This is a genomic window from Psychrobacter sp. DM8 (genome assembly GCF_051307025.1).
GTDB lineage: Bacteria > Pseudomonadota > Gammaproteobacteria > Pseudomonadales > Moraxellaceae > Psychrobacter.
The window spans coordinates 1,030,767-1,050,878 of record NZ_CP195538.1 but is presented as its reverse complement, the minus strand read 5'-3'; the positions used below and the strand labels follow the sequence as shown (position 1 = coordinate 1,050,878).

Below are 20,112 nucleotides of genomic sequence, written 5' to 3'. Positions count from 1 at the left end.
AGACAACTAAAAAGTTGTCTTTTTGTCAGAGTAACATTTTGGTTTTGAAAGTACCGCTTAATTTTAATGGATAGTTAAAGCACAAATAGTTAAAGCATAGATAGTCAAAGCGTTGCTAAAATCTTTTGGAGCTTAGCAGTAGGATTTTGATCTTGGGTGATTGATCTCCCAATCACGAGATAGTCTGATCCATCACTTAACGCTTGATACGGGGTACAAATGCGTTTTTGATCATCCGCATTGTCATCAGCTAAGCGTATACCGGGCGTTATTAGTTTAAAGCTGCTAGCACACTGACCTCTTAGAGCTTTGGCCTCTTTTGCAGAACAGACCACTCCGTCCAAGCCAGCTTGCTCTGTTAAGGCAGCTAAACGATTAACTTGTGCATCCAAGCTATCATTGATACCAATTTGAGTCAGATTGTCTTGGCTCATTGAGGTCAATACCGTCACAGCTATCAGTAGAGTATCAAACCCCCCGTCCAACAAACGCTGTTTGGATAATGACATCGCATCAAAACCTGAACTGGCATGAACGTTCACCATCCAAACGCCAAGCTCGGCGGCAGCTAGTACTGCTTGCGCGGTAGTATTAGGGATATCATGGAACTTTAAATCTAAAAAAACCTCAAATCCGCGCTGATGCAATGCTTGTACAACAGCAGGACCTGAGCGCGTAAACAGCTCTTTGCCTACTTTTAAGCGGCATAGACTAGGATCTAGCTGATCAGCTAATGCCAGCGCGGCCTCTAAAGTATTGTTGTCTAGGGCGACGATAATTGGCGAACGAGTTACATCATTAGTCATAATTGGACCATTTGGTTTAATCACTGCTTTAAGTCTATTTAGTCACGTCTTTGCTTACTCAGCTTAGTTGTGTCTTTGACTTGGCTTGTATTAACGCTAGTGTTTGCTGTCGTACCATAAACGGCTTCGTCGATTGTTGGAGCATTCGCCTGACGATCAATCACTACGTTGGCCTGAGTCAGCTGCTCTTGCAGTTTTTTATTCTCTTTTTGCAGACGGGAGATTTCCCATTTGTTCTGAAATACTCTAAATATTAGCAAGGCTAGGAGCAAGCCTATCACCACGCCAAGGGTCAGGCAGATAATCAGTAATAGCCCTAGATTCATTGCAGGTGCTTGCGAGAACAAGAGATTAACTTCGATGTCAGTGTTGTTGACAAGCACTAAGCCCAAGGCATAAGCAAAGCTCAAAAACAGGAGTACAAACAGTATAAAGCGCATCAGATATACCTTAATTTACGAATACAAAATAGTTAGAGGACAGTAAACCATAGACATCAAAAACTTGACGTCAAAAATTTGTAAATGTTATCGAATCTATTTATCAGTTATCGTGTTCATCTGCTATCGTGACAACCAGCTACTAAGATTGAGTAAATAAATACGCTTTAGTTCGCTACGGTATCGTTTACCGCTTCACGTAGCGCCTTACCCGGTTTAAAATGCGGAATGGCTTTTGCCGGTACTGGCACACTCTCTCCAGTCTTAGGATTACGTCCTGTGCGCGCACGGCGATGATGGAGACAAAAGCTGCCAAACCCGCGTACCTCTACTCGCCCATCATTGGCTAGGGTGTCTACCATGAGGTCTAAGATTTCTCTGACTGCTTCGTCAACGACGGTATCATCAATAGTGTCGCAATCTGCGCTTAGATTGCTGATAAATTCGGATTTATTAATTGCTTGTTGCATTATGACGCTTGCCTTATAAATGAATGACAATGGTTATCTTATATACCTATAAAATATCATTGGTAAATCAATCATACTCTGAGCATGATTCTTACTAGTTTACATTTCGTTACCCAATAACTCAGATGATAACGGAAATCGGCGCAAATAGAAATAAGAGTTTGTTTTTAAGCAGAAACTTAATCGCAAAAAAAGCGACCGAAGTCGCTTTTTTTGTTATATAAATTAGTGATATTTACTGCATTTGCTCTTTGATCAAATCACCAATGGTTTTTGGCTGTGCATCAGTTCCTGAAGCTGCTGTGGTACCTGTACTACCAAGATCTTTGATCGCTTGACGCTCTTCAGCTTCATCTTTTGCTTTGATTGACAAGCTGATGTTACGAGTCTTACGATCAACACTGATGATTTTAGCTTCAACATCATCACCAACGCTTAAGTGCTTAGTTGCATCTTCAACGCGGTCACGCTGAATCTCTGAGGCACGTAGGTAAGCTTCCACTTCATCAGCAAGCTCAATCGTTGCGCCTTTAGCATCAACGTCTTTTACTTTACCATTAACGATAGCGCCGCGATCATTGTTGACCAGGTACTCGTTGAATGGATCAGAGCTTAACTGCTTCACGCCAAGGCTAATACGATTGGCTTCTGAATCTACAGACAATACCATCGCTTCCACGGTGTCGCCTTTATTGTAGTTACGGATAGCGTCTTCGCCAGTCTCGTTCCAAGAGATGTCTGATAAGTGAACCAGACCATCGATACCGCCGTCTAGACCGATAAAGATACCAAAGTCAGTGATTGACTTGATCGTACCCGTGATTTTATCACCGCGCTCATGCTTCTTATCGAACTCATCCCATGGATTAGCTAGTGTCTGCTTGATACCTAGGCTAATGCGGCGACGCTCTTCGTCGATATCGAGAATCATGACGTTAACTTCGTCACCCACTTGTACCACTTTTGATGGGTGGATGTTTTTGTTGGTATGATCCATCTCTGATACGTGTACTAGGCCTTCGATGCCCTCAGAGATCTCAGCAAAACAACCGTAATCTGTCAAGTTGGTTACGCGAGCTTTGACTACACTACCCACTGGGTAAGTGCCACCAACGTTATCCCAAGGATCAGTACCTAATTGTTTGAGACCTAGGCTTACGCGATTGCGCTCACGGTCAAACTTCAATACTTTAACCTTTAAGTCTTGACCCACTTCAACGACTTCTGATGGGTGCTTGATACGGCGCCATGCCATGTCAGTGATGTGCAAGAGACCATCAATTCCACCAAGATCAACGAACGCACCGTAATCAGTCAGGTTCTTGACGATACCTTCGATCTCAATACCTTCTTCTAACTTGTTGAGTAGCTCTTCGCGCTCAGCTGAATTTTCAGCTTCCATAACTGCACGGCGGCTAACCACAACGTTGTTACGTTTTTGATCAAGTTTGATAACTTTAAATTCCAGCTCTTTACCTTCAAGATGCGTCGTATCGCGGATAGGACGGACATCTACTAATGAGCCTGGCAAGAACGCGCGTACTGAGCCGATATCTACAGTAAAACCGCCTTTAACTTTGCTTGAGATAATACCTTTTACAATCTCATCATTGTCAGAGATTTTTTCAAGGAAATTCCAAGTTTCAACACGCTTAGCTTTTTCACGTGACAGTAAGGTTTGACCCATACCGTTGTCAACAGCTTCAACCACAACATCAACATTGTCGCCAACTTCAACTTCAAGTTCGCCTTCTTCGCTTAAAAACTCTTCACGAGCGACGATACCCTCAGATTTTAGACCCGTATCAACAGTGATCCAGTCGTTATCGATGGCAACAACAGCACCTGTGATGACCGAGCCACGCTCGATATCCAGACCCGTCTCTTCGATGCTCGCTTCAAATAGTTCAGCAAATGATTCCATTATGTCTACCTTTGTATAGCCGTATCCTGTCCAGCACAGTACGGATCAAATTTATGAATATACAAAACGAGATACTGGTTTTATATCTTGTACACTCATATAAAAAAACAATGATTGCTAATAAGCTTAAATAAAATCACTAGCAATCATTGACTCGTTACTTATGTCTAAATTACTTGTATCTAAAATAGTCAGCTACTCAAAATAATTAGAATCGCTTTCTACAATTTTATACTAAAAGCGCGCAAGTAGATATTTTTTATTATAAACAAATTTATTAAAAACAAATACCTTGCGTCTGACAATGCGCTTTTATTTGCTGATAAACCTCATCAGCATTTAGGTTAGAGCTATCAATATACAATGCATCTGTAGCAGGCTTTGATGGTGATGCCTCACGGTTCTCATCACGCTCATCACGTGCTTTGATCGTTGCTAAAATAGCCTCAAAATCTGCAGGTTGCCCAGAGGCATTCAATTGAGCAACGCGGCGCTTAGCGCGAGATTCAGCACTAGCACTCAAAAATATCTTGGCGTCCGCATTAGGAAATACCACCGTACCCATATCGCGTCCGTCGGCTACTAGTCCTGAGCGCGTTGCCATATCTTGCTGCAATGCTAGTAACGCCTTGCGCACTGAGGGAAATACTGCCACTTGCGAAGCGTAGCCGCCTACCGTTTCATTGCGAACTTTTTGCCCGACTATATTGCCATTAACGACGATATCGATGCAGACAGATTCATGATTAAGCTCAAATGCAATGTGCAAGTTTTGCGTCAATGCTAGTAGCGCCGCCTCGTCTATAATTTGGCTGCCATCTGGATGAATCAATTCTGCTTCAAAGGCCTTTAGACCGACAATGCGATACAAAGCACCAGAGTCTAACAATTGATAGTCTAAGTCCTTTGCTAAACGCCACGCCGCTGTACCCTTACCCGCGCCGCTTGGTCCATCAATACAGATAACAGGATAACGATGCGGTATCTGTATACTGTCATTTGTCACGGACTTAGCGTCAGTCATAGTGCTCACTTAGTAAAGGAACTTTTAGATAAGGGACTTTCAAATAGGGCAATATTATAGCAAAAATCTGTAGCAATCACTAGCACAAGCATTATTATCTTGTTACTCAGTTAACACCTTTTTAGCTCTTTTGATGCTTGCCTGCGAGCGCGAAAAAAGCGCTTGAGTAACTCGCTACTTTGCGTTTCATGTAAGCCGCTTAACGTTTGAATATGATGGTTATAAAAAGGCTGCTCAGATAAATTCATTTGACTGCCCACCATGCCAGCACGCGGTTCACTTGCGGCGTAGATGAGTCTATCCACACGCGCGTGAATAAGCGCGCCAATACACATGGTACAAGGCTCAAGAGTGACATAAAGCGTTGTATGAGGCGGCAGGCGATAGTTTTGTAGATGTAAGCAAGCACTCCTCAACGCGACTATCTCAGCGTGAGCAGTGACATCGCAGCGTCCAATAGGCTCGTTGAACCCTCGTCCGATACTCTGATTATCGTGTACCAGTATTGCCCCTACTGGCACCTCACCTTTGCTTGCACCAATCTTGGCCAGCTCAAGCGCCTGTGTCATCCATCTGACATCATTGAGATGCCAAAATTTGTGTTCAGATATATTCTGTACAACTGCTTTCAGTGGTTGCAGACTATAGTTAGTACTGACCATTATTGCGGCAATTGCCAATCAATAGGGGTCTGTCCATGTTGCACTAGATACTCATTGGTTTTAGAAAATGGCTTTGAGCCAAAGAATCCACCACGGTTAGCCGCCAATGGTGAGGGATGCACCGCAGTCAAAATCAGATGCTTGTCTGTATTAATGTACTTACCTTTTTTCTGAGCTTTGCTGCCCCACAGAATAAAAACCGTATGCTCGGTATGCTCGTTGACCGCATCAATCACCGCATCAGTAAATGGCTCCCAACCTTCATTTTGGTGACTATTAGGCTCGCCTTCTCTAACTGTCAATGAGCTATTGAGGAGCAGCACGCCCTGCTGCGCCCAGTAGGTTAGATCGCCATGTTTTGAAGGGCTCAAACCGATATCATCTGCCATCTCTTTTAGAACATTATTTAGTGAGGGCGGTTTTGGAATCGTTTTGGGTACAGAAAATGATAGCCCCATTGCTTGTCCTGGGCGATGGTAAGGGTCTTGACCTAAAATTACCACTTTGACTTTGGATAACGGCGTAAGATTAAAAGCGTTGAACATCAAAGGTGCTGGCGGATAAATGCTATCACCTGATTGATAAGCCTGCTTTAAAAACTCCCGAAGCTCATCCATGTTGTCAGAGGTCAGCTCATCCTCTAACGCCACTTTCCAGTCCTCAGGCAGGCGCACCTTATCTAAAATCTCTTTTTTTTCGGCGGCACTTTTACTCGAAAGGCTTTTGCTAGAAGGACTATCTAAAGGCTCATCAAATAAGTTCATTATTATTTATCCTATTATTGTCTAAATTCTACTCGTTTAAAGAATGATAGCAAAAACATTTAAAGTATTTCGTTATAAAATTTAACCAAAAAAAACGGCTACCCTAGTCTAAGCGGTAGCCGTTTGTCTTAACACACCATCAATTAGCTGGCTACAGATTCAGAATCTGAACGCGGCTCATGGGTCTCAACAACCGTTAGTATAATACGACTGTCAGATGAGCCTTTATCTGAATGAGTAGCATCCTTGTCAAGCTTGATACTATCGTCATCTGCCGAATCGACATCTTCAGGCTCTAAGCTTAATTGAACCACTCCACCGTTGACCAAGTCACCGAACAAAATCATGCTCGCTAGTGGCTTTTTGATCTCATCTTGGATCAAGCGCTGCATAGGACGTGCGCCCATGAGGCGATCGTAGCCTTTTTGCGCTAAGTAATCGCGAACCTCGTCATCAATCTCTAAGGTCACTTGCTTGTCATCAAGCTGCGCTTGTAATTCAACCAAGAACTTATCAACGACTGAGACGACGACTGAGGTATCAAGCGCATTGAACTGGATAATAGCATCCAAACGGTTACGGAACTCTGGCGTAAAGACACGCTTTAGAGCTTCGTTGTTATCGCGGCTATGATCTTGCTGCGTAAAGCCCATAGACGAGCGACTAATACTATCAGCGCCAACGTTAGTCGTCATAATAACGATAACTTGTTTAAAGATAGCAACGCGGCCATTATTATCTGTCAAGGTACCGTGATCCATGACTTGTAAGAGCAAGTTAAAGACATCAGGATGCGCTTTTTCGATCTCATCAAGCAATAATACGCAATGCGGATGCTGATTGATCTTTTCAGTGAGCAGGCCACCTTGATCAAATCCGACATACCCTGGAGGCGCACCAATTAAGCGTGAAGCGGTGTGCGCTTCCATATACTCACTCATATCAAAGCGCACCAGCTCAACCCCTAACAAATTAGCAAGCTGGCGTGACACTTCGGTCTTACCGACACCTGTAGGACCTGCAAACATGAACGAACCTATGGGTTTGTCCGGAGCTTTTAGACCTGCACGTGACAGTTTGATTGCATCAGCAAGCGTGGCAATCGCTTCATCTTGACCAAACACAAGACGCTTGAGATCGCGATCTAGATGCTCAAGGATGCTCTTATCATCGCTCGATACAGATTTTGGCGGAATACGGGCAAGCTTAGCTACGATAGCTTCGATATCAGAGACATCGATTTTCATCGGAGGCTTTTTGCTCGTCGCCGACTGTAAATCATCAAGAGTAATGGACTTAGCATCTGCTATTGCCGCATCTGCCTCATCTTTCATCTCATTATCGATATCTAGATCGATCTCGCTAATGGGATCATCAAAATCCTTTTCTAAATCAGCGATAAAGCTCTCTTCAGCTTTGATATCCTCAGCATCAGGGATGACGCCTAAACGCTTGTACGCGCCTGCCTCATCGATAACGTCAATCGCCTTGTCTGGCAAAAAACGCTCATGTATATGCTTAGAGGATAATTCAACAGCAGTCACTAAAGCCTCATCGGTGTATTCAACATTATGAAACTCTTCATAGCGCGGTTTTAAACCCCGTAGAATATCAATGGTGTCGTTTACGCTTGGCTCTTTGACATCAATTTTTTGAAAACGACGTGACAGCGCATGATCTTTCTCAAATACCTGACGGTATTCAGTAAAGGTCGTAGAACCGATACAGCGCAGCTCACCGTTAGCCAGTGCAGGCTTAATAAGGTTAGACACGTCCATATTGCTACTCATCGACGAACCTGCTCCGATGATCATATGCACCTCATCAATGAACAAGATAGCATTTGGCTTTTTCTTTAGCGCATCAAGAAGTGACTTCATACGTTTTTCAAAATCGCCACGATACTTAGTACCTGCAATCAAAGAGCCAATATCTAAACTATAAATCACGCAGCCGTTGAGTGGCTTTGGTGCTTTATCATTGATAATTAACCACGCAAGACCCTCAGCGATAGAGGTTTTGCCTACACCTGGCTCACCGACCAATAAAGGGTTGTTTTTGCGGCGGCGACAAAGCACTTGTGCGGCGCGTTCAATCTCTGAGGCGCGGCCGATAAGAGGATCAGTCTTGCCCTCAGCTGCACGCTGGTTGAGATTGGTTGCAAACTCAACTAATGGGTCTTTACTAGTCTTTTCAGAGGGGCTACGGCGCTCGCCACTCATAGAGGCACGCGGCTCTGCAGGCTCATCTTTATCCTGACCATGCGATAGATACTGCGTGAGCTCAAGACGGCTGATGCCTTGCTTTTTAAGTAAGTAAACGGCGTAAGTATCATGCTCTGAGAACATAGACACTAGTATATCGGAACCTTCAACCAAGCGACCACCGCCGATTGACTGCACATGGAATATCGCGCGCTGCAAAATACGATCAAAGCTTTGCGTCGGTTGCGGCGATTGCTCCATATCCACGTCTACGGTTGGCGTATGCTTGTTGATATAGGCTTCAAGCTCGCTACGTAGCGTGGTCACGTTGGCATTACAAGCGGTTAGCGTATTAGCAGCATGAGTATTCTCAAGCAGGGCCAATAGCAAATGCTCGACTGTGAGATACTCGTGCGATTTTTGCCGCGCAAGTGTCATTGCCAAACGTAGGGATACTTCTAAATGACGACTTAACATAAGGACTTCCTAAGGTTATACCTATCTTATAATTGATAGCTTAATGAATGACTTAGTTAGTAAATTAGGGCGAGAATGAGATTGTTCAAGAGCATTTACTCTATTAGCTTACTCTATTAATAACCAGTATCGCTTATTACCACTGTGCACTAAGTATCAGTTTTGTGGCTGTTGTTGCAGCGAGGGTTTGTAGACTTATTCATGTCGGCTTATATTCATATCAACATGATAAACACGGATAGTCAATCCACTAATACGTACTAAAATGTATCAGTATCTATAGCAATTATGACAGGACGCCTTCTAAAACGATGACTTCGTTGAGATTTATGATAACAATGCAGGATAAATAGGATAAGAGCGTGCTAAATAAAGCGCTAGATAACTTCGTTATAGGTAAGTGCTACAACCAGTGGGTAGATGTTTTATATAGGGGTGATCAAAAATTAATCAAGAGGAATAATCCAAGACTCATTGTGAGACAATCATTACCTAGCATTGCCTAAGATAGGACAGACTAAATTTGTACCGTAAGCTTTAGATGACAAAAACATTATGTTGAACTTCGTGCTGAACTTAAAGTTATTTGAAAAGTTATGTGAGTTACCAAGAGCTTATGTTGCTAAGGGCTAATAAAGTAATAAAGCGAGTTACTCTCCTTGATGCGGCTCTATCTGCGTCAATAAAGGGTAGCCTTCTCTATGCGCTAAGCTATTGACCTTTTTGGCTTTGGTCTCTGCGATGTCTTTTGGGTAAATACCAGCAATACCTTTGCTAGTATTGTGAATGGACAACATTATCGCAACCGCTGAATCCATACTATGACGAAATTCAGATTGCAGCACATAGACCACAAACTCCATAGGCGTGTAGTTGTCATTATACATGACGACCGCATACATAGGCGGTTTGGCGACCTCTGGCTCAGCAACCAAAACATCTGCTTGCGGCGAGGTCTCATTCTCAAGGTCATCATCTTGAGCGCGGTGAACAGGTGCACTTGGAAAGTGCCAGTCAGCCGCGATAGAATCGGTGTAAGTGCAGGGCTTTTTAATCATAATTAGAATACAAACATAAGGTAAAAAGAAGGAGAGAATAGTATAGTAAACAACTACTCAGATTCAATAGGACTTTCATCAAGCTCCTGTAAGTCCATAAGTGACAGCGGCATATCATCAACCATAGCCCCTAAATCCCAATCATAGAGCTGGACGGCTTCTTGATTGCCCGACTTCAAAGTCAGCTTAGCCTGCAAAGGCTTAAAACGCTCAGGCATCACAAAGCGTCCACGAATACGCTCAATGCCTTTGACACTATAACGCGTAGGCTCTAATGGCACCTCTACAAAATCATCATCATTGAGCAAGGTTAGCGAGACTAAGACAGACTTCGCTGTGCCCTCAGCACTGAGCATCCCAATATCAAAACCATACTCAAAAGCATTCTCTGGTAGCGGTTCTATCTTTGCACCAAGCACTTGCAGTGGCATACCGCCATTGTCTGCAATGACATCTGAGTACAAATCATTAAGCTGAGTGACTTGAGCATTTTCAATATTAAGCTCGCGCTGAGTACGGCGCAGCTCATCTAAATTAGCAAGACTGATTTCAAGCTCTTGCTTGGCAGTGGCGACTTGATTAGCTAATACCTTTTGGGTAACGCGCAGATCCTCTAACTCTTGAGAGGTCTGTTTGCCATTGACAGCAGCTTTGTCAGTCTCAGCCTTTATTGAATGATAGCCGCTTTGATAGCCAAGCTTGTGACCAAATACTGAGCCGACAATAGCTGTAACAAGTATCGCCGCCACAAACAATGCCAGTAACCAAGTTGATGCCCCAGTCTGGCTGACGCTTATACGAGTAAGCATATGACTATTTGTATCAGTCCGATCGCTAATAGCAGCCTGATAAAAAGAGGATAGTTTGAGCATAAAATCGTGTGATAAGGGAGCCTGACATGATGGACATGTGGGCTGTGAGCACAAACGCTTGGCAGTCTTAACACGCATCTATAGGGAATCTCTTATCAGTAGGAGCGATGTATTATAGCGGAATTCATAATCAATACCTAGCACTGTCCATACGAATGACTCATTGGATATATCGAGTCAAATATCCAAATTTGACTCAGTATATAAGTATAAATTAAGGCACGATAGGAGCAAAATTAAGCCCTAATGACTCATCAAGCCCAAACATGACGTTCATGTTTTGTACCGCTTGCCCTGATGCGCCTTTCACTAAATTATCTTGTACCACCAATACTGTCAGATCCCGGCGCTCATTGTCTTGATGAATGGCGATACGCAGGCGATTGCTAGCGCGTACACTACGCGTATCAGGATGCATACCTGTTGGCAATACATCTACAAAGCTCTCTTGAGCATAGCTGGTCTCAAACTGCTCTTGCCAGTCGATACCCTTGCCCGCCTCTGTAAGCTCCATATGAATAGAGCTGAACATGCCGCGTATCATCGGTATCAGATGCGGTAAAAAACGAATACGATGCGTAAACTGGCTGTTCAATAACTGGGAAACGCCTTGCTCAATCTCTGGTAAATGCCTGTGACCCTCAACGCTATAGGCTTTAAAATTGTCAGTCGTTTCAGCGTAGTTAAGCGCCAGTTTCGCTTGCCTGCCTGCACCAGAGACGCCAGATTTGGCGTCAATAACGATACGCGCATCGATAAGCGGTTCGTTTTGCTTATTTTGCATCTCAATAATAGGCTTTAGACCCAATATTGCTGTTGTCGGATAGCAGCCTGGATTTCCAACGACTAAAGCCTTGGCTAATTTGTCACGGTTAACCTCAGGCAGACCATAAACGGCCGTTTTAAGTAGCTCAGGACAAGCATGGGTTTGCTGGTACCACTGCTCAAAATCAGGTAAAGATTGCAGGCGAAAATCAGCCGCTAAGTCGATGACTTTAACGCCCGCTTGCGTGAGCGCTTCAGCTTGCCTCATAGCTACGCCGTGAGGGGTAGCAAAGAACACCACATCACACTGCTGCAAAGCAGACAGCGTATCATCGCCCAAATCACTAAAGACTAAGTCTGTAATACCGCGCAAGCTAGGAAATATCTCATCAGCGCGCAAGCCTGCTTCGCTGCGTGAAGTCAATAAATCAATAGATACTTTAGGATGAGCGGAGAGCAAGCGAATAAGTTCAATACCCGTATAGCCTGTGCCGCCAACGATAGCTGCTGAGATCATAATGTATCCTTTTGTCCTTTAAACTTATGACTTTAAATATTTACCTAAGTGCTAAAAAAGCGCCAAATCTTACAAGTCTCAAATTTTATAGTCATGTACCGCATCGATAAAGACTTTGGCATGATCAGGGTTGACCCACTGAGTGATACCGTGACCTAAATTTGCAATATAGCCCGTCTTGTTACCACTTGCGTAGGCGCTATCAAGCATAAACTTGACTTCATCACGGATCTTTTGCGGTGAAGCATACAAAGTTGAGGGATCTAAGTTGCCTTGAATGGCCTTGCTACCTTGGATCTTTTTATAGTGCTTGGTCAGTTGGCGCTGGCTCTCTGTAAGCACCTGACGCGCGCGATCTAGTGGCATCGTCCAATCAAGCCCTAAGACGTCCGCCTCACTATCAGCTTGAACATCTAGCCACAGACCGCCGCCTTTGGTAAATAGAACTACCGGAATATCTGGATGACGTAACTTGAGCTCTGAGACAATGCGCTTGTTATAAAAGTGCGAAAATTCAATAAATTGACGATGACCCAGCGCCCCGCCCCAACTGTCAAATATCTGTACAATCTGCGCGCCTGCAATGATTTGTGCATCTAAGTAATCTGTGACCGCAGTGGCAAGTTTGTCTAGTAACTCATGTAGCAGCTCCGGCTGACTATAGAGCATGCCTTTGGTATAGCGGTAGTCTTTTGAGCTGCCACCCTCAATCATATAAGTGGCAAGCGTCCATGGACTACCTGAGAACCCAAACAAAGGGACTTGACCATTTAGTGCATGACGAATGCTAGTCACTGCGCGCATGACATAATCGAGCGAGTCATTAACATCGAGTACAGGCAAGTTATCGACATCGGCTTGAGTGCGAACTTGACGCTCAAACTTTGGCCCCTCACCCGTCTCAAAGTACAGGCCAAGCCCCATCGCATCAGGAATGGTCAAGATGTCACTGAACAAAATAGCCGCGTCTAAATCAAAACGGCGCAGCGGCTGCAAAGTGACCTCAGTTGCTCGGTCAGTGTCCTTGCATAGACTCATAAAGTCGCCGGCCTCGGCGCGAGTCGCCTTGTACTCTGGTAGATAGCGTCCTGCTTGACGCATCATCCATACTGGCGTCGTATCTATAGATTCAAAACGCAGCGCCCGTAGCAACCTGTCGTTTTTTAGTGGCGCAAAGTCATGATTAGGTGAAACGTGATCTGAGGCGCTCATGCGCAAATCTCCAAGATGATTTATTGTCATTATAAAATAAAGGATGAGTAAGCAAAGTCATATCAAGTAAAGCTACAGCAAGCAAATCACATGGACAGTGCCAGATTGTCACGATGTACCATAACGACGCGCTCTTCGCTACTACCCAAGATTCTATCGAACTGCTCGGTACGTTCGCGAGCGACGCGCCGCGCCTCATTGGATGAAAAGTTCACTTGTCCAACCGCTATGCGCTCGCCAGTATCTTGATGAATAATCTCGACGACATCGCCTTCATCAAAACCGCCTTGTACCTCTACTACGCCAACAGGCAATAAGCTACGGTTATGTTGCGTTAACGCTTTGGCAGCGCCGTCATCGATAATCAGGCTGCCTGACATACGTAAATGGGCGGCAATCCACTGCTTGCGCGCGATAATTTTATCCGCCTCATTAGTCGTAAGTAGTGTGCCTATCGCCTCACCAGATACCACGCGAGTAATGACGTTTTCGATCGCGCCGCTAACAATAACGGTTGGACAACCGCCCATAGCCGCCAAACGACCCGCTCGGATCTTGGTCAACATACCGCCGCGCCCAAGCTTGCCACCATCACCTGCAATATCAAACAAGTAATCTGCCATAGCACGCTCTTGGCGGATCATCTTGGCATTGGGATTATTACGCGGATTGTCGGTAAACACCCCTTCTTGATCAGTCAAAATAATATAAAGATCGGCATTGATCATAGCCGCTGACATAGCACCTAGAGTATCATTATCACCAAATTTGATCTCGTCTACAGTGATAGTATCGTTCTCATTGATAACTGGCAGCACGCGCCACTCAAGCAGCTGCGTCAGCGCTCCTGTCGTATTAAGATAACGGCGGCGATTAGAGAGATCATCATGAGTTAATAATAATTGTGAGCTCTGTACGCCGTGTTGAATGAGCGCTGACCACCAAGTTTCGATCAGACCCATTTGACCGATAGAGGCACAAGCTTGCAGAGCGGCTAGCTTCTTTGGACGCTCCTCCAAATTCATCCGTACCACGCCCTCAGCAACCGCGCCTGAGGACACCAGCAGTACTTCTGTGCCTTGATTGTGCAGTTTTGCGATCTGTTTTGCCCACTCATATATAGCAGTTCGATCAAGTCCGCGTCCGTTATTGGTTAATAACGAGGAGCCAATCTTGACAATCACGCGCTTGATATTGAAGTTGCGAGTTTGCTGAATAAATCTTGCTTCCTCAGACGTGTTCTGGTTGTCAACTGCCATAAAAACTCCTATGTATTTATAAGTGAGTATCGGTTTGTTCGTATAATATATCGGTTTATGTGCGTAATAGTGTACTGGTATCAAGGCACGTAAACGACTTCAACATCGTAATCATCGTCATCGTCATTACTATCATCAGCATCTATGCCCTCGCGCTGTGCTTTACGAGCTGCGCGGTAAGCTTCGCGCTGCGCTTCGGTATTGCGGCGTACTTCAGCCTCTAAGCGCTCAAAGCGCTCTTTTTGCGCTTCAGCGAATATCGGATCTTCTAACTCGCGTTCACGTTCACGCTCAATCTCATTCATCAAGTGATATTTGACCGCGTCAACGCCCTCACCTGTCAATGTTGAGGTGCGAAACACAATACCCGTCCAGCCAAGCTCTGCCACGATGTGCGTACATAGCTCATTAAGCTCGCTCTCATCAACCACTTGATCTATCTTGTTTAAAACCAAAATTTGCGGCAAATTAGCCAGCTCTGGCGAGAAGCGCTCAAGCTCAGTGAGAATAACTCTAGCGTTTTGCACCGGATCACTACCATCGATGGGCTTGATATCTACTAAATGCAATAATCGGCGCGTACGTGCAACATGTTTTAAGAAGCGAATGCCAAGGCCTGCGCCCTCTGATGCGCCCTCGATCAATCCTGGAATATCTGCCATCACAAATGAGCGATGACGACCGATATCGACCACTCCCAAATTAGGCACTAACGTGGTAAAGGGATAATCTGCAACCTTTGGCGTGGCCGCTGAGACTTGGCGGATAAAGGTGGACTTGCCTGCGTTTGGCAGTCCTACTAAGCCGACATCAGCGACAACTTTCAGCTCAAACTTTAATACCTTAAGTTCGCCTTCAAACCCTGATGTAGCCTTACGCGGTGCTTGATTGGTTGAGCTTTTAAAGTGGGTATTACCCAAACCGCCATCACCACCTTTAGCAACTAGTATCTTTTGATCAATCTCAATGAGATCACCGATAACTTCATCGGTTTCGGTATCGATAATAGTGGTACCAATAGGGACAGGCAACAGTACATCATCAGAGCCTTTGCCTGAACAGTTACGGCTATGACCATTCTCGCCGCGCATTGCATCATAACGGCGAGTATAACGATAATCAACTAAGGTATTAGTATTATCAGCGGCGATGACATAAATATCGCCGCCACTGCCGCCATCACCGCCATCAGGACCGCCACGTGGCACGTATTTTTCACGTCGAAAACTGGCGATTCCGTTACCACCGTCACCTGCTTTTACCGTTACGACGGCTTCATCAATAAATCGCATTTTTCAATCCTTATGGTACATATGAGTGGCTAGGCCAAATTACTACTGAGCTTAAGTTGTCATAAAAGCTAAATTGCCACCGCGTGTTTTTATCATGCTATTTATAACATACTCAAGGCTAAAACAAACTCAGCTTTATAACAATAACATCCGATAATCAATCAGACTATCGGATGCTTAAACTTTAACTAACTAGCGGTTTGATTTATGCAGGTATGTGATTGTAGCTAATACCTGCCATTTGCGTCGCTAAGCGCAATACTTGCGTGCTATAACCGACTTCATTGTCATACCAGATATAAACGGTAGCATGGTTGTCAGTGACGATAGTCGCTTGCGCATCCAAAATACCTACGTGAGTGGTACCGACGAAGTCTGTTGATACCGCTTCAGTTGAATCAGTATATGCGATTTGCGATTGCCACATACTGCTATTAGCCATTTGGCGCATGTAGGCGTTGAGGGCGTCAGCGTCTTTAGGGGCCGTCTTTAGATTTAGGTTCAATATCGCAAGACTGACGTTTGGCGTGGGTACACGAATAGCATTACCGGTCAGCTTACCGCTAAGCTCAGGCAAGGCTTTGCCCACTGCTTTGGCAGCGCCTGTGCTCGTCATTACCATGTTCAACACCGCACTACGACCACGGCGATCAGCTTTGTGATAGTTGTCGATCAAGTTTTGGTCATTGGTAAAAGAGTGAATTGTTTCTACATGACCGTTTTCGATACCGTACTCATCGTTCAGTACTTTTAGCGACGGGGTAATGGCATTAGTGGTACAACTTGCCGCACTCACAATAGTATCATCACCGATAGTATCGTTATTAACGCCGTACACGACGTTTTTGATCTCGCCGCCAGCAGGCGCAGTCAGTAGGACTTTTTGCACGCCTTTAGAGGCTAAATGCTTACCTAGGCCTGCTTCATCTTTCCATTTACCTGTATTGTCAATCACGATTGCATTATCGATACCATAAGCAGTGTAATCGATCTCGCTTGGATCGTTGGCATAGATGACTTGCACAAAACGGCCATTGATGATGATGCCGTTGTTAGCCTCATCAACGTCAATGGCGCCTGAGAATCCACCGTGGATAGAATCGCGCTCTAGTAGCGAAGCTCGCTTGGCTAAATCGCCCGCTGCTGCAGGACGCACTACAATTGCTTTTAGCTGTAAACCCTTGCTACTAGAAGCTTGCGACAATAACAAGCGCGTCAAGATACGACCAATACGACCAAAGCCGTACAACACAACATCAGTGGCTTCGTTTTTAGCGCTTGCAGCGGACGTTAGCGCTGCTAATGCAGAGGCAACATCATTGTTGCTGGTAATCAATTGACCGACATCAATGCGTACGGTTTGCACGTCACGATTTGCAGCAATCTCTTTGACCATTGCCAAAGTATCTTTGATATCGATAGGCTTTGAGTCTGCGCCGCGAGTGCCAGCTTTTTGATGCAAGGCCAATATACTACCGACAGAACTTGCGTCTAAGGTTTCTCCAAACAGGGTAATCTGCACGTCTTGCTCATTATAGAGCTTGTTCAATAAGCTCATAAGTTCAATGGCTTGTTGCTCTTGGTTGTTGTAATGGTTTAGGCGATCTTGATGTAGTTGGCGTAAGGTATCGGCTTGGCTCACGAGAAACATCCTTATGGTCAGTAAATTGAGAAATAATATTTAAAAGAAGATAAAACGAATGCGGCAACTATGACGACTGCTAATATAGAAATTACGGTTAGGGTCTTTTGAATGAGACGATTTTAGCCTAAAACGCCTTATTTTGCCAGTTATAACCGAACTACGCGGTTTTATAATGAGAGATATAAAGAATAAAGACAGCCACTAAAGTTGCTGTCTTTTATCAGGTGAGCGACTGTTTCTATAAATTGCTGTTAGCACAATAAAATCAAGGAACAAGATTTACCGTCTGACTGCTCTGCGGCGTCAAGCTAAATTCTTTTAGGTCATAACCTTGCTGCTGCGCAATTTGACGATACTTAGAGTATGTTTGCTGAGAGATATTAGGCGAGCGAGCAAGTAACCACAAGTTACTATTATCCGGCGTACCTACCAAAGCAGTTTGATAGTTGTCATCGCGTGCTAATACCCAATAGTCCCCGCGACCAATAGGCAACCAGCGGATCCATGATGGCAAAAAAGTTACCTTTAATTTGCTGCCTGTTTCATCAACTGGCATGGCAAGTCCTTCGCTACTAATAACGGTGTTATTTTCTCCACTACACTCATTGAGTACAGTAATGTCTGAGCTGTTGGGCTTTGCACGATAAGTGGCGGTAACATCGCCTACACAGTTGCGCTGAAAAAATAGTGGCATTCGTCCTATCTCGTACCATTTACCGCTATATTTCTCAAGATCAACTTCATCAACAGTTGTTGGCATGTTTGCTGATTTGTAGATAATATCGCTAGGTGTTACGGACAGTACTGGTGACTTTAAGCTTTCATTTGCTGTATTAGCAGTTGTCACAGGGGCAGCATAAGCAGAGATCGCAGCTAGCGGAATAATAATCACTAGCGCTATTGCAGTGTGCTTAATAAGTCCGTTCATAAATATCCTTTCTGATACTTGAGGTATTGAGTTTTGATGCGTCATGTTAGCACGCTCTTTTGTCTTCTTAGAAACGCCTTCTTCATTCTCTATAGATTTTGTACGCTCGTTTGATAAATAATTCCAAGTTGGCTGCATAGTAGGATTTTGATCATAGGTGCTACTGTTTGCACTGTTTTTATGCACATTTGGCTCTGTTTGCATCTGCTCTTCTATAGTTTGCATTTGATCTTCTATAAAAGATAGATCTTGAGCTTTGTAAGTTGAGTCATCACTTTTGTAGCTATCATCGTTACTGGCATTCGCCTGGAGATTATCATTGCTATGATAATCATAGTATTTGTCACTTCGAAAATTAGAATTTGAGACTTCTACCTCAGTCCATTTTGATTGAAATGAGTCATTAATCATAAAAATGCCCTTACAACCAGCACAATAAGCCCGTGTTTGGGTACATCATCAGCTGTTTTGTTACCTATTGAATTGAAAACTTCAAGGTTATGGTCTTTATCATTATCATCACAAAAATTTGTAATACTGACCCTTTATTACCTTCTAGTCGTTATGAGAGCATAATAGGTACATCACTCTTTAATATGTAGTGTGGCTATGTAGGAAAACGCAACGGTTTGTAAATAATATATTAACGTATATTAACTAATAACGGTCTCAGTCTTCAGGCTTACAAGCCTATCAACCGAATTATAAAACAATACCTTACTCACTATAAGTAACTCAAATATTATCAATGTGACTGTGTTCATGCGCTTGTATATCTTTATAACATTCGTTGTCACTTCTATAATCAGTTCAATATAAAAACGATACAGCAAGACAAGATTGAAATAGTTTTTTGTAGCACCTGTTGGCATAAGCACAGCACGCAAGAAAAATTATTTCAACCTTGCGCTATAATGCGGCGTATCTGTTTTATTTAGTATAGCCACTGTAAAATTTGCTTATTGGCGGCTGGTAGCGGGTAGTCTATGTCTAAGAGTTGATCTTTTGTTACCCAAGATAAGGGCTGTCCCTCTAAGCCTTTTTTTTGATTTCTATGCTGAGTATATTGAGCTGCTGTCAATGCAACTATATAAGTATACAAACTTACCTGTTTATCAACGTAATCATGCGTGATAAGGTCCATTTCAATCATCGTATTTTGACTGATGTCGATACCCACCTCTTCGCTAACTTCTCGCACTAATGCAGTCTTAGCAGTCTCCTCTGTCTCTATTTTGCCACCAACAAACTCATACAAGTTACCTTGATGCTGATCAGAATGACGATAGCTTAATAAATACAGGTCTTGATAATGTAAGACTGCAATAGCGACATGTATGGACTTGTTATTAGTACTTTTAGGTTTGGTCATTTTTGTCCTTTCAACCGTTAGAGTCTATGACAAGATGATAAATAAAATAATAGCTAGAATCAGTACTTGCAATAGCTTAAATTATAAATGATAATCATTATCGTTAGTAAAAAACTTTAGCAATGATTCACCTTAGTAATGATTCATAGTGCCATCAACAAGGAGATTGTCATGAATATAAGCTTAACGCGTTATTTTGGAAACCCTGAAAACCGCTTACCGACGTTACAATCAGAGCATCTTTTTGCCTTAACTAAAGAGGTACGAATTGAGCATGAGGGCGAAGAGTATCGTCTGCGCTTAACTCGCAATAATCGTCTGATATTGACAAAATAGCAGTGCTTACAGTAGTACCTATATCCATATTTACAACTGTAAAAAACGCCTTTAGATAAGGCGTTTTTTATTACTCTCAACTAGC

At 43.7% G+C, this 20,112-nt stretch carries 18 protein-coding genes; 1 reads left to right on the top strand and 17 read right to left on the bottom strand.

What is annotated here, in order from left to right; all coding sequences use genetic code 11:
- Window positions 1–104 precede the first annotated feature (104 nt).
- The 17 genes from pyrF to ACR64J_RS04525 all read right to left on the bottom strand — a co-directional run bounded on the left by pyrF (window position 105) and on the right by ACR64J_RS04525 (window position 19,691).
- On the bottom strand, window positions 105–806 hold the full coding sequence (gene pyrF / locus ACR64J_RS04605) for an orotidine-5'-phosphate decarboxylase (protein WP_435950711.1): 702 nt from the start codon (window positions 804–806) through the stop codon (window positions 105–107).
- A 38-nt stretch (window positions 807–844) separates the two neighbouring features.
- Window positions 845–1,246: a lipopolysaccharide assembly protein LapA domain-containing protein gene (locus ACR64J_RS04600; RefSeq protein WP_435950709.1), complete on the bottom strand. Its 402-nt coding sequence runs from the start codon at window positions 1,244–1,246 to the stop codon at window positions 845–847.
- A gap of 167 nt (window positions 1,247–1,413) precedes the next feature.
- Complete coding sequence (locus ACR64J_RS04595; RefSeq protein WP_317199729.1) at window positions 1,414–1,716, bottom strand: integration host factor subunit beta; 303 nt, start codon at window positions 1,714–1,716, stop codon at window positions 1,414–1,416.
- A 235-nt stretch (window positions 1,717–1,951) separates the two neighbouring features.
- Complete coding sequence (gene rpsA / locus ACR64J_RS04590) at window positions 1,952–3,640, bottom strand: 30S ribosomal protein S1 (RefSeq protein ID WP_317199728.1); 1,689 nt, start codon at window positions 3,638–3,640, stop codon at window positions 1,952–1,954.
- 277 nt (window positions 3,641–3,917) lie between these two features.
- The gene (cmk, locus tag ACR64J_RS04585; protein ID WP_435950707.1) at window positions 3,918–4,664 is read right to left on the bottom strand and encodes a (d)CMP kinase; all 747 of its coding nucleotides are present in this window, start codon (window positions 4,662–4,664) and stop codon (window positions 3,918–3,920) included.
- Window positions 4,665–4,774: 110 nt separating this feature from the next.
- Window positions 4,775–5,233, bottom strand: coding sequence for a tRNA adenosine(34) deaminase TadA (gene tadA / locus ACR64J_RS04580; RefSeq protein WP_435950705.1), 459 nt, complete (start codon window positions 5,231–5,233; stop codon window positions 4,775–4,777).
- Window positions 5,234–5,325: 92 nt separating this feature from the next.
- Window positions 5,326–6,090, bottom strand: coding sequence for a uracil-DNA glycosylase (locus ACR64J_RS04575; protein ID WP_317199725.1), 765 nt, complete (start codon window positions 6,088–6,090; stop codon window positions 5,326–5,328).
- Window positions 6,091–6,233: 143 nt separating this feature from the next.
- The gene (gene clpA / locus ACR64J_RS04570; RefSeq protein WP_435950703.1) at window positions 6,234–8,771 is read right to left on the bottom strand and encodes an ATP-dependent Clp protease ATP-binding subunit ClpA; all 2,538 of its coding nucleotides are present in this window, start codon (window positions 8,769–8,771) and stop codon (window positions 6,234–6,236) included.
- A gap of 650 nt (window positions 8,772–9,421) precedes the next feature.
- Window positions 9,422–9,829, bottom strand: a complete 408-nt coding sequence (locus tag ACR64J_RS04565) for an ATP-dependent Clp protease adaptor ClpS (protein WP_435950701.1) — start codon at window positions 9,827–9,829, stop codon at window positions 9,422–9,424.
- Window positions 9,830–9,882: 53 nt separating this feature from the next.
- Entirely contained in the window at window positions 9,883–10,638 is a 756-nt protein-coding gene (locus ACR64J_RS04560; RefSeq protein WP_435950699.1) for a hypothetical protein, read from the bottom strand.
- A 277-nt stretch (window positions 10,639–10,915) separates the two neighbouring features.
- A complete protein-coding gene (gene argC, locus ACR64J_RS04555; RefSeq protein WP_435950697.1) occupies window positions 10,916–11,983 on the bottom strand; it encodes an N-acetyl-gamma-glutamyl-phosphate reductase in 1,068 nt (355 codons plus the stop codon).
- Between the two features lie 78 nt (window positions 11,984–12,061).
- Window positions 12,062–13,195 carry a uroporphyrinogen decarboxylase gene (hemE, locus tag ACR64J_RS04550; RefSeq protein WP_435950695.1) on the bottom strand — a complete coding sequence of 378 codons (1,134 nt, stop codon included), beginning with the start codon at window positions 13,193–13,195 and terminating at the stop codon, window positions 12,062–12,064.
- A gap of 86 nt (window positions 13,196–13,281) precedes the next feature.
- Window positions 13,282–14,454 (bottom strand): glutamate 5-kinase, encoded by a 1,173-nt coding sequence (proB, locus tag ACR64J_RS04545; protein WP_317199719.1) that lies wholly within the window; start codon window positions 14,452–14,454, stop codon window positions 13,282–13,284.
- 80 nt (window positions 14,455–14,534) lie between these two features.
- On the bottom strand, window positions 14,535–15,746 hold the full coding sequence (gene cgtA / locus ACR64J_RS04540) for an Obg family GTPase CgtA (protein WP_435950692.1): 1,212 nt from the start codon (window positions 15,744–15,746) through the stop codon (window positions 14,535–14,537).
- Between the two features lie 205 nt (window positions 15,747–15,951).
- A complete protein-coding gene (locus tag ACR64J_RS04535) occupies window positions 15,952–17,397 on the bottom strand; it encodes a glyceraldehyde-3-phosphate dehydrogenase (protein WP_435950690.1) in 1,446 nt (481 codons plus the stop codon).
- Between the two features lie 259 nt (window positions 17,398–17,656).
- Window positions 17,657–18,730, bottom strand: coding sequence for a lipocalin family protein (locus ACR64J_RS04530; RefSeq protein ID WP_435950688.1), 1,074 nt, complete (start codon window positions 18,728–18,730; stop codon window positions 17,657–17,659).
- 523 nt (window positions 18,731–19,253) lie between these two features.
- On the bottom strand, window positions 19,254–19,691 hold the full coding sequence (locus ACR64J_RS04525) for an NUDIX domain-containing protein (protein WP_435950687.1): 438 nt from the start codon (window positions 19,689–19,691) through the stop codon (window positions 19,254–19,256).
- Window positions 19,692–19,862: 171 nt separating this feature from the next.
- Here ACR64J_RS04525 and hemP point away from each other — a divergent pair, with 171 nt between their 5' ends.
- On the top strand, window positions 19,863–20,027 hold the full coding sequence (hemP, locus tag ACR64J_RS04520; RefSeq protein WP_317199714.1) for a hemin uptake protein HemP: 165 nt from the start codon (window positions 19,863–19,865) through the stop codon (window positions 20,025–20,027).
- Window positions 20,028–20,112: the final 85 nt, after the last annotated feature.

Coding starts and splice junctions, on each gene's coding strand:
- ACR64J_RS04600 (WP_435950709.1), bottom strand. CDS start 1,246: ATGCGCTTTATACTGTTTGTACTCCTGTTTTTGAGCTTTGCTTATGCC.
- tadA (WP_435950705.1), bottom strand. CDS start 5,233: ATGACACAGGCGCTTGAGCTGGCCAAGATTGGTGCAAGCAAAGGTGAG.
- argC (WP_435950697.1), bottom strand. CDS start 11,983: ATGATCTCAGCAGCTATCGTTGGCGGCACAGGCTATACGGGTATTGAA.
- pyrF (WP_435950711.1), bottom strand. CDS start 806: ATGACTAATGATGTAACTCGTTCGCCAATTATCGTCGCCCTAGACAAC.
- ACR64J_RS04535 (WP_435950690.1), bottom strand. CDS start 17,397: ATGTTTCTCGTGAGCCAAGCCGATACCTTACGCCAACTACATCAAGAT.
- rpsA (WP_317199728.1), bottom strand. CDS start 3,640: ATGGAATCATTTGCTGAACTATTTGAAGCGAGCATCGAAGAGACGGGT.
- hemE (WP_435950695.1), bottom strand. CDS start 13,195: ATGAGCGCCTCAGATCACGTTTCACCTAATCATGACTTTGCGCCACTA.
- clpA (WP_435950703.1), bottom strand. CDS start 8,771: ATGTTAAGTCGTCATTTAGAAGTATCCCTACGTTTGGCAATGACACTT.
- ACR64J_RS04530 (WP_435950688.1), bottom strand. CDS start 18,730: ATGATTAATGACTCATTTCAATCAAAATGGACTGAGGTAGAAGTCTCA.
- proB (WP_317199719.1), bottom strand. CDS start 14,454: ATGGCAGTTGACAACCAGAACACGTCTGAGGAAGCAAGATTTATTCAG.
- ACR64J_RS04595 (WP_317199729.1), bottom strand. CDS start 1,716: ATGCAACAAGCAATTAATAAATCCGAATTTATCAGCAATCTAAGCGCA.
- ACR64J_RS04565 (WP_435950701.1), bottom strand. CDS start 9,829: ATGATTAAAAAGCCCTGCACTTACACCGATTCTATCGCGGCTGACTGG.
- cgtA (WP_435950692.1), bottom strand. CDS start 15,746: ATGCGATTTATTGATGAAGCCGTCGTAACGGTAAAAGCAGGTGACGGT.
- hemP (WP_317199714.1), top strand. CDS start 19,863: ATGAATATAAGCTTAACGCGTTATTTTGGAAACCCTGAAAACCGCTTA.
- ACR64J_RS04525 (WP_435950687.1), bottom strand. CDS start 19,691: ATGACCAAACCTAAAAGTACTAATAACAAGTCCATACATGTCGCTATT.
- ACR64J_RS04560 (WP_435950699.1), bottom strand. CDS start 10,638: ATGCTTACTCGTATAAGCGTCAGCCAGACTGGGGCATCAACTTGGTTA.
- cmk (WP_435950707.1), bottom strand. CDS start 4,664: ATGACTGACGCTAAGTCCGTGACAAATGACAGTATACAGATACCGCAT.
- ACR64J_RS04575 (WP_317199725.1), bottom strand. CDS start 6,090: ATGAACTTATTTGATGAGCCTTTAGATAGTCCTTCTAGCAAAAGCCTT.